At 69.7% G+C, this 13134-nt stretch carries 13 protein-coding genes; 7 read left to right on the top strand and 6 right to left on the bottom strand.

Annotation, left to right across the window (positions count from 1 at the left end):
- Positions 1–62: 62 nt before the first annotated feature.
- From ABD858_RS14615 to groL, 3 genes are all read left to right on the top strand, one after another.
- Positions 63–341, top strand: coding sequence for a MoaD/ThiS family protein (locus ABD858_RS14615; RefSeq protein ID WP_345037432.1), 279 nt, complete (start codon positions 63–65; stop codon positions 339–341).
- Positions 342–725: 384 nt separating this feature from the next.
- Positions 726–932, top strand: coding sequence for a cold-shock protein (locus ABD858_RS14610; protein ID WP_345037430.1), 207 nt, complete (start codon positions 726–728; stop codon positions 930–932).
- 295 nt (positions 933–1227) lie between these two features.
- A complete protein-coding gene (groL, locus tag ABD858_RS14605) occupies positions 1228–2850 on the top strand; it encodes a chaperonin GroEL (protein WP_345037428.1) in 1623 nt (540 codons plus the stop codon).
- A gap of 92 nt (positions 2851–2942) precedes the next feature.
- On the opposite strand, the gene ABD858_RS14600 is transcribed toward groL, so the two are convergent.
- From ABD858_RS14600 to ABD858_RS14585, 4 genes are all read right to left on the bottom strand, one after another.
- Positions 2943–3617, bottom strand: a complete 675-nt coding sequence (locus ABD858_RS14600) for a Uma2 family endonuclease (protein WP_345037425.1) — start codon at positions 3615–3617, stop codon at positions 2943–2945.
- Between the two features lie 59 nt (positions 3618–3676).
- On the bottom strand, positions 3677–4570 hold the full coding sequence (locus ABD858_RS14595) for a hypothetical protein (RefSeq protein ID WP_345037423.1): 894 nt from the start codon (positions 4568–4570) through the stop codon (positions 3677–3679).
- Positions 4571–4875: 305 nt separating this feature from the next.
- A complete protein-coding gene (locus tag ABD858_RS14590) occupies positions 4876–5160 on the bottom strand; it encodes a DUF397 domain-containing protein (protein ID WP_425586200.1) in 285 nt (94 codons plus the stop codon).
- Positions 5150–5983 (bottom strand): helix-turn-helix domain-containing protein, encoded by an 834-nt coding sequence (locus ABD858_RS14585; protein WP_345037421.1) that lies wholly within the window; start codon positions 5981–5983, stop codon positions 5150–5152. Before ABD858_RS14585 ends, ABD858_RS14590 begins: the two co-directional genes overlap by 11 nt.
- 114 nt (positions 5984–6097) lie before the next feature.
- On the opposite strand from ABD858_RS14585, the gene ABD858_RS14580 reads away from it, so the two are divergent.
- Both ABD858_RS14580 and ABD858_RS14575 read left to right on the top strand, forming a co-directional pair.
- Positions 6098–6322: a hypothetical protein gene (locus tag ABD858_RS14580; protein ID WP_345037419.1), complete on the top strand. Its 225-nt coding sequence runs from the start codon at positions 6098–6100 to the stop codon at positions 6320–6322.
- Positions 6319–6537 carry a hypothetical protein gene (locus ABD858_RS14575; protein ID WP_345045101.1) on the top strand — a complete coding sequence of 73 codons (219 nt, stop codon included), beginning with the start codon at positions 6319–6321 and terminating at the stop codon, positions 6535–6537. The genes ABD858_RS14580 and ABD858_RS14575 overlap by 4 nt, the downstream gene beginning before the upstream one ends.
- A gap of 210 nt (positions 6538–6747) precedes the next feature.
- On the opposite strand, the gene ABD858_RS14570 is transcribed toward ABD858_RS14575, so the two are convergent.
- Both ABD858_RS14570 and ABD858_RS14565 read right to left on the bottom strand, forming a co-directional pair.
- Complete coding sequence (locus ABD858_RS14570) at positions 6748–8508, bottom strand: protein kinase domain-containing protein (protein WP_345037416.1); 1761 nt, start codon at positions 8506–8508, stop codon at positions 6748–6750.
- Between the two features lie 199 nt (positions 8509–8707).
- A complete protein-coding gene (locus tag ABD858_RS14565; protein ID WP_345037414.1) occupies positions 8708–10078 on the bottom strand; it encodes a PTS transporter subunit EIIC in 1371 nt (456 codons plus the stop codon).
- 189 nt (positions 10079–10267) lie between these two features.
- On the opposite strand from ABD858_RS14565, the gene ABD858_RS14560 reads away from it, so the two are divergent.
- Together ABD858_RS14560 and ABD858_RS14555 are read left to right on the top strand one after the other, a co-directional pair.
- Positions 10268–11614, top strand: a complete 1347-nt coding sequence (locus ABD858_RS14560) for a hypothetical protein (RefSeq protein WP_345037412.1) — start codon at positions 10268–10270, stop codon at positions 11612–11614.
- A gap of 39 nt (positions 11615–11653) precedes the next feature.
- Positions 11654–13123, top strand: a complete 1470-nt coding sequence (locus tag ABD858_RS14555; protein WP_345037409.1) for an NAD(P)-binding protein — start codon at positions 11654–11656, stop codon at positions 13121–13123.
- Positions 13124–13134: the final 11 nt, after the last annotated feature.

The following is a 13134-nucleotide window of genomic DNA, read 5'->3' as shown; positions in this document are numbered from 1 at the left end:
GAGCGAACCAAAAGGGAGGCGCGTCACGCGCATGCGTCTCCGAGCGAAGCGAGGAGCCGAGCATGAGCGTCAACGTCCGTATCCCCACCATCCTCCGCACCTACACCGGCGGCCGGGCCGAGGTCGCCGCGGAGGGGGCGACCCTCGCCGAGGTCATCGCCGACCTGGAGAAGAACCACGCCGGCATCGCCGCACGTGTCCTGGACGACCAGGGCAAGCTGCGCCGCTTCGTGAACGTGTACGTCAACGACGACGACGTCCGCTTCGAGCAGGGCCTGGAGACCGCCACCCCGGACGGCGCGGGCGTCTCGATCATCCCGGCCGTCGCCGGCGGCTGCTGACACCGGGAATTACCGGAATTACCCCTTCCGCAATTGAAGCGGAGGGGGTAATTCCGTACCCCGGGGCGCGGTAGAGTGCCCAGTGCATATGAAGAAGTGACGCTCGCTGCGTCAATATGCAGCCAAACTGTTCGAGCTGATCGTCCTTTAAGTACGTTTTGCTGGGCCCGACTTGCCCTGGAGTGCCGGGAATTCTCCCCATTCCGGGATGTGACGGTGCCCGGATTTCTCTTCCGATTGACCTGTTGCAGACGGCATCGGTGCGGATACATTCAGCGGCGGTCGACGCGTTCCGGCGCACGCCCCCACGACTCGGGGGGTGAGGTCTGACCCGGGTCCGCGAAGTGCGGTCCTGCGCAAGGGCCAGTAATAGGGGAGTTAGGCATGGCTCAGGGCACCGTCAAGTGGTTCAACGCGGAGAAGGGGTACGGCTTCATCGCGGTCGACGGTGGTGCGGATGTTTTCGTCCACTACAGCGCGATCCAGATGGACGGCTACCGCACCCTGGAAGAGGGCCAGCGGGTCGAGTTCGAGATCTCGCAGGGCCAGAAGGGGCCGCAGGCGGACATGGTCCGACTGGCTGCGCACTGAAGCGTCGGCTGACCGACTGACTGCATGACGTCCATGACGTCACGCCGGAGGGCCCGTATCCCGTGGTGGATACGGGCCCTCCGGCGTGTGGTTTCGCGCGTGCGCCTTGCACTCGAGGGGGGCGAGTGCTAATCATTGGCGTTAGCACTCTGAAGGTGAGAGTGACAAACGAAGGACCGGGTCGGTGAGGCCCGCAGGCCGGTGGGGCAAGGAACCACATGGCATGCAGGCCGTCCGTCGCGGGCGCCAGCGCGGTCCGGAGCATCCCACCCCAGTCCTGGGAGGACCACTTCACATGGCCAAGATCATCGCGTTCGACGAGGAGGCGCGGCGCGGCCTCGAGCGCGGCATGAACCAGCTCGCGGACGCCGTCAAGGTGACCCTCGGCCCCAAGGGCCGGAACGTCGTCCTCGAGAAGAAGTGGGGCGCCCCCACGATCACCAACGATGGTGTCTCCATCGCCAAGGAGATCGAGCTCGAGGACCCGTTCGAGAAGATCGGCGCCGAGCTGGTCAAGGAAGTCGCGAAGAAGACCGACGACGTCGCCGGTGACGGCACGACGACCGCGACCGTCCTGGCCCAGGCCCTGGTCCGTGAGGGTCTGCGCAACGTCGCCGCCGGTGCCAACCCGATGGCCCTGAAGCGCGGTATCGAGAAGGCCGTCGAGGCCGTCTCCGCCGCCCTGCTCGAGCAGGCCAAGGACGTGGAGACCAAGGAGCAGATCGCCTCCACCGCCTCCATCTCCGCCGCCGACACCCAGATCGGTGAGCTCATCGCCGAGGCGATGGACAAGGTCGGCAAGGAAGGCGTCATCACCGTCGAGGAGTCCCAGACCTTCGGTCTGGAGCTGGAGCTCACCGAGGGTATGCGCTTCGACAAGGGCTACATCTCGGCGTACTTCGCGACCGACATGGAGCGCATGGAGGCCGCCCTCGACGACCCGTACATCCTGATCGTCAACTCCAAGGTCTCCTCGGTGAAGGACCTCCTCCCGCTGCTGGAGAAGGTCATGCAGTCCGGCAAGCCGCTGCTGATCATCGCCGAGGACGTCGAGGGCGAGGCCCTCTCGACCCTGGTCGTCAACAAGATCCGTGGCACCTTCAAGTCCGTCGCCGTCAAGGCCCCGGGCTTCGGTGACCGCCGCAAGGCCATGCTCGGCGACATCGCCATCCTCACCGGTGGCACGGTCATCTCCGAGGAGGTCGGCCTCAAGCTCGAGAATGCCGGCCTGGACCTGCTGGGCCGCGCCCGCAAGGTCGTCATCACCAAGGACGAGACCACCATCGTCGACGGTGCCGGTGACAGCGAGCAGGTCGCCGGCCGCGTGAACCAGATCCGCGCCGAGATCGAGAACTCCGACTCGGACTACGACCGCGAGAAGCTCCAGGAGCGCCTCGCGAAGCTGGCCGGCGGCGTGGCCGTCATCAAGGCCGGCGCCGCGACCGAGGTCGAGCTCAAGGAGCGCAAGCACCGCATCGAGGACGCCGTTCGCAACGCGAAGGCGGCCGTCGAGGAGGGCATCGTCGCCGGTGGTGGCGTGGCCCTGCTCCAGGCCTCCCAGGTCTTCGAGAAGCTGGAGCTGGACGGCGACGAGGCCACCGGTGCCAACGCCGTGAAGCTGGCCCTGGAGGCCCCGCTGAAGCAGATCGCCGTCAACGGTGGTCTCGAGGGCGGCGTCGTCGTGGAGAAGGTCCGCAACCTGGCCGTCGGCCACGGCCTGAACGCCGCGACCGGCGAGTACGTCGACATGATCGCCGAGGGCATCATCGACCCGGCCAAGGTGACCCGCTCTGCCCTGCAGAACGCGGCCTCCATCGCGGCCCTGTTCCTCACCACCGAGGCCGTCATCGCCGACAAGCCGGAGAAGGCCGCTGCGCCGGCCGGCGGCGGCATGCCGGGCGGTGACATGGACTTCTGAGCCTGACGGCTCGGACCCGGTCCTGAACCGAGGGCGGTACCCCACCAGGGGTGCCGCCCTCGGGCGCTGTGGGGACCGAAAACCTGTGCTGCTCAGCGGACGTAGTCCTTGAGTTTCTCGGTGTCGAGGGTGATGTCGACGGGGGCGGGAAGCGGGACCGTGTCGCCGTACTTGTAGGACGGCTGCTGCTGGTACGTCCCGTTCTCGGGCTCACTGTGGACGTGGAGGGTGCAGTCGCGGCGGTCGACGAGGAGGAAGACGGGGATGCCCGCTGCCGCGTAGCCGGCGCCCTTCTCGATGCGATCACGACGGTCGGTGTCGGAGTCGTAGGAGGTGACCTCGACCGCCATGAGGACACCGGTGGGATGTGCCCATTCGCCCTGTCCGGCGAAGTAGTCGACCGGGGCAAGGGCGCCATCAGGCTTGGCGCGGCCCGCGCGGTAGGTCGGGATCACCAGCCCTTGTTCCGGGTACAGCGCCAATTCAGGGCGGAGCTGCATGCACTGCCTGAGCAGCCACATAACGATCTCTCCGTGGTCGCCGTCCGGCACAGGCTTGACCTTCAGCTTTCCGTTGATGAGCTCGAGCGTCACCGTCTCCGGGGCCTTGCGGGCGAGCTCCTCGAAGTCCTCGACCTGGATCGGGCCGTACTTCACCTTCAGCTTTCCGTTGATGAATTCGAGCGTCACCGTCTCCGGGGCCCTACGGGCCAGTTCCTCGAACTCCTCGACGGACATCTGGGCGTGGTCAACGGGGCTGGGGGTCATGGCGTCGCCTCCTCCCGTCCATGGTGCCCCGGCACGGTGGCGGCGGATCGACTGAAGAGTCATCTGCGTGTCCTCGCGGGTGGCCGGGCAGCCGCCCGGACGTGAGCAACGTGGGTGTGGACGTCGTCGGGCCTTACGGCACGCGGTACGGGCACGGGCTTGCCCTGGCAGGCGGTGCAGAGCCCGCCGGGAAGGGTCTCGGCGCGGCCCGGGGTGCCGCAGGTCAGGCACTCCAGCATGCGCAGGGGCGGGCGCGGCGGTGAGGGGGCGCGTTCGGGCGGCAGCTTGGCGATCAGGCGGGTGCGGGCGAGGCCGGCCGGGTGGTGCACCGGGGTCGGCAGGCCCTCCGTGAGGGCGCGGACCAGGTCGGCCTCGTCGGCGCCGCGGGCGAACCAGTCGGCGGCCAGGGCCTCGAGTGCCTCGCAGTCCGCGGCGGACAGGCTCATGGCGGGGGCGGTACGGCCGAGCGAGGCCAGGGTGTCGTACGCACGGGAACGGTGCGGCGGGGACGGTGACGGTGGTGGCGAGGGGGCCTGCGCCGGGGGCTGATGGGCAGGCTCGTCCTCGGGTACGGAATCGCCGTCCGGCGCGGCGTCGGACGGGTCGTCGGGCAGGGCGTCGGCCTGGAACGTCGCCCACCAGGCGTCATTCCGTGGGGTGCGGGAGAAGTAGGTCCGTGTCACCCACCGCGCGCCTCGCGGCCCGACAAGGTGTTCCCGGACATGCCGCACATGCCCGGCGGCGCCAAGGTTGCGCAGGACGGTGGCGGCGGCCCACTGGCCGATGCCGGGGAGTTGCGCGGCCAGCGTCTTCTGGGAGATGTCGGAGCCGTCCTTCAGCCGGTCGATGTATCCGGCGACGGATGCCTCACGGGCCGGGAGGTGGGCGAAGTCGTGGTGGCGGCGCGGTTCTTGGCCGGGCGCGGAGCGCTTGCCGAAACCGGGGTTGGCCATGGGGTGTGCGGAGGGGACAGAGGCAGCACTAGGCTGGGTGTCAGCCATCAGATCTGTTTCTTTCAGGTGGAGATCTTGGTGGTCAGACCCCCGCAGGTGTTGGCGCACCGGTGGGGGTCGACGTTTATGGCCGCACCGTAAACCGCTGCCACGGTCCGTGGCAAGCTGATCACAAAAAGTCACCACATCTGTGGTGCGCGGGAGTTGGGCGGGTGGGTGGGGTAACTAACCACCCCTTCGAAACAAAGAGCGCTCAAGCCCCAGGACTTGAGACCCGGGGCGAGCAGCGCTTCTTCAGCCGCAGGTCAGAGGGTCCCGCCCTTGACGCCGTCCACGAACGCGGACCAGGCCGGAGCCCGGAACACAAGCTCCGGACCGAGCTGGGCCTTTGAGTCCCGGACGGGCACGACGCCGACGAGTCCGTCGGCGACTTCGAGACAGTCGCCGCCGCTGCCACCGCTGTAGCTGGACTTGCGCCACTGGGCAGCGCCGGGGAAGTCGCGCGCGACTTCGATGCAGTTGCCGCCGTCCCCGCCGCTGTAGCTCGACTTGTACCAGTGGGCAGCGCTCAGGTCGTACTCAAAGATCATGGACGTATGCCTCCGCCGCGGACTCGATGAGGGCCAGGGACGCTTCCGGTGACAATGCGCTGGCCAAGAGCAGATCGTAGGTCAGTTCATGGCGTGCCAGCGTGGCTGGATCGTCCAGCAGGCGTCCCGTGCCCAGGCCGTCGACGTAGGCCAGTGGTGGCGCGTCGCTGAATGTCATCAACTTGAGAGCGCCGTGCAGCGCCGCATGAGCCCCCGCCTCGAACGGCAGCACCTGCGCGATCACCCGGTGCCGGCGCATCAGCGCGGCGATATGCCCCAGCGCCTCCGCCATCACCCCCGCCCCGCCGACCTTCCGACGCAGCACCGCCTCGTCCAGTACCGCCCACAACAACGGCGTTGTTGGATGAGCGAGCAGCCGCGCCCGGTCCAGCCTGGCTGCCACCAGCTCGTCGATGGTCTCCTCCATCGCCGTCGGCTGGTACGCCCGGAACACCGCCCGCGCGTACGCCTCCGTCTGCAGCAGGCCCGGGATCAGCAGCGGCGCGTACTCCTTGATCGTCTGCGCGATCGCTTCCGCCTCCGCCGCCTCCGCGAAGTGGTCCGGGTACTTCGACTTCGTCGCGGCCTTGCAGTTGCGCAGGAAGAAGCCGTCCGTCCCCAGGATGTCGTCTGTCAGCCGCGCGTACTCGGGCACCATCCGGCGCGTACCGGCCTCCAGTTGGCCGATGAAGGAGCCGCTCACGAAAAGCCGCAGGCCCAGTTCGTCCTGGGTGAGACCGGCTTGCTCGCGCCTGTGGCGCAGTTCGGCGCCGAGCAGGGCGCGGGGTGAGGAGGACGGGTCGAGGGGCTTCGGTCCTGGCATGGCAACTCCCGGTTACACAGATCGGGTTGTTGGGCCGCCGTCGCTGTTCAGACTAGCCGGACTTGGACACTCTGTGTAAGGAAGGCGCACACTGAGAGTGGAAGGCACAGAGCCATGGCGATGACAGGCATCGAGCGGGTGCGGGCGGCCGAGGAGGTGGTGGCCCGGCTTCGGCAAGGGCTCGGCGAGGTGGGGGTGACGCTGCCGTCGCTGCGGGTGGACCCGGTGTCCTGCGCGTCGAGCGACCCGCTGCCCCTGATCGACCTGGGGCGCTGCACCCCGGACATGGCGCTGAGGCTGGTCGCCGTACTGGGGGGTTTGGGCGGGCGGCAGTCGTGAACGGGGAGCTCCCGAAGCCCGGTTCGTATGCCGTCGACGCGCGTGACGGGCGGGTGGGCCAGGTAATGGGACACGTCGGTACGTACGTCCAGCTGCGTCCGCTGGGTGGCGGCCGCGAGTGGGACTGCCCGCCGGAGGCGGTGCGGCCTGCGCCGCCGGGGGTGGTGCTGCGGGCACGGGTGCGTGAGCTCAACCGCAACAGCGGGCTGCTGTGAGTACGGGGCAGGGCGCTTCGCGCCGGGCCACCGAGATTCCGGGTACGACAGGGGAGACCGCCACGATCGGCGTTGCGTCGGCGGAGTTCGTGGCAGCCGCGAAGCGGTGCCGGTGCGTGGACATGCTGGATGAAGGCGTTCTCGACGATCTGGCCGACCCGGAAGTGACGGGAGGCGCATGGCGATAGCCGAGTCGCCGTTGGTGCGCGGTCAGTGACCGCCGGGTGCGGTCATGTGGCCCCACTGCGGGACAGGCGTGCCGGCGTGGCCGACGGGCACGTGGTGGTCGATGCGGCGCTGCTGCATCGCGGTCAGCTGCTGCACCACCACGATCGCCAGGACCGCCGCCCCCAGGTACAGCGCCGCGTTGGCCAGGGTGACCAGGGCGACCAGCCGGGCGGCTGCCGTGTCCTCGGCCTCGTCCCAGTACACCCAGGTCTTGGAGACGTAGATGAGGGCCATGTTGGCGGCATACAGCAGCCACCATGCGTGCAGTACGCGGCGTGACCGAGTGTCTTCCTCCCGGTCGGCTTCGTGTGGAGCGCTCGCGTTCCAGATGTCGTTGGTGATCTGCTTGGGGATCCACAGGTGGGCGATGGGGATGAACCAGCAGAACATCGCCCAGCCGCGGCTGAAGCGGTGCTGCTGCGGGGCGAACGCCTCGGCGTTGATCCGTACGCGCCGGAACCAGAACAGCCACACGACGAAGATCGTGAGCATGATGAGCGTCCAGGTCAGCATGACCCAGTCCGGGGCGTCCTGCCAGGTCTTCTTCAGTTCCTCGAAGCGGGCGGCGGAGGCCGGGGCGGGGAGGCGTGCGGCGTCGGACAGTCTGCGGTACAGGCCGACCGCGTAGTTCAGGTCGACGACGGAGCACAGGCTGCTCACGCACAGGAGCGTCACCAGTGCGTTGGACAGGGCCTTCGGGGACTTCAGCCTCGATGCGGGGGCGGGAACGGGGACCGGGACGGGGGTCGGTGCGGGCGCGGGGGTGAAGCCCACCGGCACATGGGGCAGCGGGGCCGGTCCGAACCGGCCGGCCGGCATCGTCGTCTCCTGCGCGGGGGCGTCGGTGTCCAGCAGCCGCGCGGCGTGGCGCCCCAGGTGCGCGGTGAGCCCGGCGGGGAGCCAGGTGCCGGAGTGCTGTGCGTAGGACGCCGTGTGGCGCAGCAGCTCGGTGACGGCGGGTCTGGCGGCGGGGTCCTTGGCCAGGCAGGCCGTGATCAGGGCGCGGAGGGGGCCCTCGGGGAGGCCGGCGAGGTCCGGCTCCTCCTGGGCTATCCGGAAGAGCAGGGCGTGGATTCCGCTCTCGGCGCCGCCGAAGGGCATCCGCCCGGTGGCACAGTAGGCGAGGACCGCCCCCAGGCAGAACACATCGGTCGCGGTGCCGACGCGTTCGCCGCGTACCTGCTCGGGCGACATGAAGCCGGGTGAGCCGACCACCGCGCCGGTACGTGTCGCCAGGGCGTCGGCGACGGGCTCCAGGGCCCGGGCGATGCCGAAGTCGATGACGCGCGGTCCGTCGAGGGTGACCAGGATGTTGGACGGCTTGAGGTCCCGGTGGACGAGTCCGGCCCGGTGGATGTCGGCCAGTGCCTGGAGGAGGCCGTTCGCCAGGACCAGTGCGGAGTGTTCCCGCAGCGGGCCGTACTGCTCGTCGTCCACCACGTCCTGCAGTGAGGGCCCGGCGATGTAGCCGGTCGCCACCCACGGTGCGGCGGCCTCGGTGTCGGCGTCCAGGACCGGCGCGGTCCAGGTGCCGCCCACCCGCCTGGCGGCCGCCACCTCCTGCCGGAAGCGCCGGCGGAACTCCGGCTGATCGGCCAGTTCGCCACGCACCACTTTCACCACGACGGTACGGCCGCCCCCGGACCGGGCCAGATACACCTGGCCCATGCCCCCTGTGCCGAGTCTGCGCAGCAGCCGGTACGCGCCGATCTGCTGAGGATCCCCGGGCCTCAGGTCATCCATGTGTGGTCTGTCCTCCCCGTTCACAGGCAATCACCCTGCCCGGCAGAAGCATAGGATCATATGTTGGCCGGTTTCCGCCGCACGCCGGTTGAAGCGGGCCCCGGACACGGACTCGTCCTGCGCCGGCGCGCGGCGACGGGCTCCGGCTCCGGGGGAGACGTCGCCGTACGCGCGTACCGCTCCGGCGAGTCGTTCGGCTTCAGCGCCGGGTAGTCCATCGCCGCGCGTCACCGCCGAAACCGAGGAAGTACGTGGCCAGGAAGCCTGCCAGATAGCCCGTCAGCAGGCCTCCGGCGTAGATCGCGGCTGTCTCGGCGAGGCCCTTGTTGCCGCCCAGCAGGGGGAAGAGCGCCCAGCCGGACGGGCCGATGGCCGTCGAACCGACCTTGATTCCCAGGGTGTTGAAGAAGCCGACGAAGCCGCCGCCGAAGGCGCCGCCCACACAGGCCGTGACGAAGGGGCGGCCCAGGGGGAGGGAGACGCCGTAGATCAGGGGTTCGCCGATGCCCATCAGGCCCGCCGGGAGGGCGGAGCGGACGGTGGCCCGGATCGAGGCGTCGCCGCGCAGCCGGACGTAGACGGCGGCCGCCGCGCCCACCTGGCCCGCGCCCGCCATCGCGAGGAGGGGGAGCAGCACGGTGTAGCCCTGCTGTTCGATGAGCGTGGCGTGGAGGGGGATCAGAGCCTGGTGCAGGCCCAGCATCACCAGGGGGAGGAACAGGCCGCCGAGGACGAGGCCCGCGACCGCGCCGCCGTGGGCGAGCAGCCAGGTGGTGGCGTCGCCGATGGCGGTGGAGATCGCGCCTGCCACGTACATCAGGCCGTAGAGGGTGACAAGGCCGGTGAGCAGGACGGTGACGGTGGGGGTGACGAGCACGTCCAGTGACTCCGGCACCCGGCGGCGGCACGTCTTCTCGATGTGGACCGCGAGCAGCGCCGCGCCGAGCGCGCCCAGGACGCCGCCCTGGCCCGGGGAGAGTTTCTGGCTGCCGTACGCGGTGATGTCCGCGACGCCCGGGAACACGATGACCGAGGCGACCGCGCCGCCGAGGACCGGTGTACCGCCGAACTCCTTCGCGGTGTTGTAGCCGACGAAGACCGCAATGAGGGACATGAAGCCGGAGGCCGTGGCGGTGAGTGCGGGGGTCAGGCCGGGGGCCCAGCCGAGGTTGCGGAGGAGGCCGGCGAGGCCCGCGACGATGCCGCAGCCGACGAGGGCGGGGATCAGCGGGACGAAGACGTTCGCGATCCGGCGGAGGAGGAGTTTGACGGGGGTGGCGTTGCGCGCCTGCTGGGCGGCCTTGATCGCGGCGCCGCGGGTCAGCAGCTCGAACTCGGGGGCCACCCGGGCGACGGTGCCGGGACCGAGGACGATCTGGTACTGGCCGTCCTCCTCGACCACGCCGAGCACGGCGGGGAGTGCGCGCAGCGCCTCGTCCCGGACGAGGCCGGGGTCGCGCAGGCCCAGCCGGAGCCGGGTCATGCAGTGGGCGACGGAGGTGATGTTGGCGGCGCCGCCGACGAGGGGGAGGAGCGCGGCCGCGGTGTCGCGGTGCGTGTCTGGTGCCATACGGCGATGCTGCCGCCGCCCGCCCGGTCAGTGGTGGTGCGACACCTGTCCGAACGGCCGTGGGACCGGGTAATTCACCCTTGTCGGGAATTCGATATCGGTCATCGGCATGTGCTGTTCGCGGTTAGTCAACATGGCTTCAGGGGTACCATCTTGGGCACGCGGACGGGGCCCGGTCCAGGGGGACGCATGGGGCGTAATTTCATCACTGGGTACACCGAGTCGATTCGTCGCCATGTGCGGGCGCATGCCTCCCGTGCGCTGCTGAGCAGCGTGAGTTCCGTCGCCGTCCTCGCCGGTTTTCTCTCCGCCGCCGGAACGGTCTGGCCGTTGTGGCTCTATCTGCTGCTGTGTGCCGTCGGTACCGCGGGGTTCCTGACCGCCTTCGGGGCCGTCGGCATACGGGTTCGCTACGGACTGCTCGCGGCGACGCGTCCGCCTTCCGCCGTGGTGCCCCAGGCGCTCGCCCTGCGGGCCGGCGGGCCCGCGAGCCGGCCGTCGGTGCGCTCCATCGCCTCGGCCGCCGTCGACGACCCCGTCTACCTGGGCGGATTACGGGTACTGCTGTCCTCGTCGTCCCCGGTCCTCGTCGTCCCCAGCGGCCCGAGGGATGTGCAGGTGCCCGGCGAACTGTCCGTCCCGATCCGGGCGAACCGCAAGGGGTACTCCCATGTGCGGATGGACTATCCGGCGCTCGGCCTGCCGCTTCCCCCCGCGTCCCTGACCCGCGAACTTCCCGGGGGAGCCCCGGACGGCGACCATTCCTTCGCCGTCCGGGATCTCACCTACACCGCGCAGCTCGCGGCGGCCGTGGCCGAGCAGGGGAGGCCTCTTCCGCTGCTGCTGCCCGAGCACTGCGCGGATGTCCGGCAGCTCGCGGAACACGATCTGATCGTCGTGGGCGGACCGGATGTCAATTTCTGGCATGCGGTGCTCTATGAGGCGGTGGCGGCCCGTTTCCTCCGGCCCGCCAGCAGCGTTCCGCTGGCATTGGGTATGCGCAGTGATCGGAAAGGAACAGCGAACTACAACTCTGTTCTGATACGCGCGGTGCTGGCCGACATAAAGCGTGTGTTTCCGAATGCCGAGGACGACGCATACGACATCGACGACCGTCTGTATCCCGCTCACGGGATGATCCTCGCGTGTCGTAATCCGTACGCGGCCGCGCTCGGTATGTCGCACTGGTGTGTGTTCGTGGCCGGACTCACCTCCGTGGGCACCGCGGGAAGCGTTCGTGCCCTGGCGCACATGCTCGAACTGATGCGCTCGGACAGCGAGGCCGACTTCTTCAGCACGGTGCCGACGGCGAGCGCCGGAGTGCACGCCGATGTCGCGGCGGTGCTGTGCCGTGTGGTGGAGGTGGAGTGTCCCGCGCTGCGCCTGAACGGCGGGCTGGTGCCCCGTCAGCGCCACCCCGTGCCGGGCGAGGGCAGGGATCCGTACTACAGCGACTCCGGCCTGCCGACCCGGATCCAGTACCTCGACTTCAGCCGAGCCGAACCGGCCTGGCGCGATCTGCTGCCCCGTCCGTGACGGGGTCTGCCGCTGCACTTCGTATCAAGGGGGGCGGTCATGAGCGTTCTGCCCGACACCTGCCGTGTCGTGGTCGTCGGCGCAGGTCTTGCGGGGCTGACCCTGGCCCGGGAGCTGGCTCTGGCCGGAGTCGGGAAGGTCGTGGTGCTGGAGGCCGGGCCCGACCGGGATGTGCGCCACAAGAACACACTGCCGGGTGAACTGGGCATGCGCATGTGGCACATGGCCGTCCCGGACCCCTATTTCGTACGTGACTGGACCAGCCGGCTGCCGCCGCACTACGACCGGGGGTCGGGGATCCGGCGCCGCTTCGGGGGCCGGTCGCTGTACTGGCACGGTGTCTGCCTGCCCATAGAGGACGAGGTGCTGCAGGACGGGACCTGGCCGCGGACCGTCGTCGACGCTCTCGTCGGCGACGGTCGTCCCGGACTGTACGCGGAACTTCAGGCCCGGCTGGCCCGTTGGACGGGCCGGCCGCTGGACGCCTGCCGGGGGCCCGTCGAGGAGCAGTTGCTGCGGTCTCTGCGCAAGCAGGGCTACGCGGCCGTGCGGCCGGTGCCGCTGGCGGACCGCCCCGATCCGGTGAGCGGCGGCAGGACCCCGTACACCCCCGTGGAGCACTGGACGGATCCGCGGGGGGAGACACCACCCGCCGTGTTTCCCGAGTGCGAGGTCCTGGAGGTGTGCGAAGCCCGGAACGGAAGAGCGCTGGTGAAGTTCCGCAGCGGTGCTCGGCACGGTGAACTCCGCGCCGACCGCGTGTTCCTGGCCGCCGGGACCATGGCGGTGACCAGGCTGGCCGGGCACGCGATATCCCGGCAGGCCGGCCGTGACGAGTGCGAACTCGTCGGGCTCAACGACCACATCGTCCAGGGCTTCCTGGCCGAGGTGCCGCGTCGGATGCTGAATCTGCCGAACCGTGACGGGCGCGCGATGTGTTTCGTGCCGAGGAACGCCGGCAGCGCGTCCAACCTCTTCGTGGACGTGTCCGAGGGCTCGGAGCCCGACCGGGTGCTGCTGACGGTGTGGGCCATGGGCGAACAGGAGAACTCCAAGACGGCGGTGCGGCTGGGGCGGTCCGGCGGACCGGCCTTCGACGTCGATGTCCGCTTCAGCGAGCGGGACCATCTGGTGATCAGCGGGCAGACGGGGCGACTCGGCGAGCTGGCCGCCCGGCTGCTCGACATACCGGATGCCTGCGATGTCCTGGACGGCATCGACTTCCTGGCCGGGCTCCCCGCGTATCTCGGGGCCCGGACGAAGGCCACCGTCCACCGGGGCCGGGAGATCCGGCTCTTTCCGTACGCCTACCCGCTGGGCAGCGTCGATCACGAGGGCGGCACCCTGGCGCTGGGTTCGCTCACCGATGAGTACGGAGCCCTGCGGTGCCTGCCGGCCGTGCATGTGTCGGGACCGGCGCTCTTCCCGCGGTCCGGGGTGGCCAACCCCTCGCTCACCACCATGGCGCTGGCCACCTGGCAGGCCCGCCAGACAGCCCTGTCCCTGTGATGGAGGTCGAC

Origin of the sequence: Streptomyces sannanensis (genome assembly GCF_039536205.1) — a bacterium.
GTDB classification, from domain to species: domain Bacteria; phylum Actinomycetota; class Actinomycetes; order Streptomycetales; family Streptomycetaceae; genus Streptomyces; species Streptomyces sannanensis.
This window is presented reverse-complemented; position numbering and strand designations above follow the sequence as displayed.

Coding starts and splice junctions, on each gene's coding strand:
- ABD858_RS14615 (WP_345037432.1), top strand. CDS start 63: ATGAGCGTCAACGTCCGTATCCCCACCATCCTCCGCACCTACACCGGC.
- ABD858_RS14610 (WP_345037430.1), top strand. CDS start 726: ATGGCTCAGGGCACCGTCAAGTGGTTCAACGCGGAGAAGGGGTACGGC.
- groL (WP_345037428.1), top strand. CDS start 1,228: ATGGCCAAGATCATCGCGTTCGACGAGGAGGCGCGGCGCGGCCTCGAG.
- ABD858_RS14600 (WP_345037425.1), bottom strand. CDS start 3,617: ATGACCCCCAGCCCCGTTGACCACGCCCAGATGTCCGTCGAGGAGTTC.
- ABD858_RS14595 (WP_345037423.1), bottom strand. CDS start 4,570: ATGGCCAACCCCGGTTTCGGCAAGCGCTCCGCGCCCGGCCAAGAACCG.
- ABD858_RS14590 (WP_425586200.1), bottom strand. CDS start 5,160: ATGATCTTTGAGTACGACCTGAGCGCTGCCCACTGGTACAAGTCGAGC.
- ABD858_RS14585 (WP_345037421.1), bottom strand. CDS start 5,983: ATGCCAGGACCGAAGCCCCTCGACCCGTCCTCCTCACCCCGCGCCCTG.
- ABD858_RS14580 (WP_345037419.1), top strand. CDS start 6,098: ATGGCGATGACAGGCATCGAGCGGGTGCGGGCGGCCGAGGAGGTGGTG.
- ABD858_RS14570 (WP_345037416.1), bottom strand. CDS start 8,508: ATGGATGACCTGAGGCCCGGGGATCCTCAGCAGATCGGCGCGTACCGG.
- ABD858_RS14565 (WP_345037414.1), bottom strand. CDS start 10,078: ATGGCACCAGACACGCACCGCGACACCGCGGCCGCGCTCCTCCCCCTC.
- ABD858_RS14560 (WP_345037412.1), top strand. CDS start 10,268: ATGGGGCGTAATTTCATCACTGGGTACACCGAGTCGATTCGTCGCCAT.
- ABD858_RS14555 (WP_345037409.1), top strand. CDS start 11,654: ATGAGCGTTCTGCCCGACACCTGCCGTGTCGTGGTCGTCGGCGCAGGT.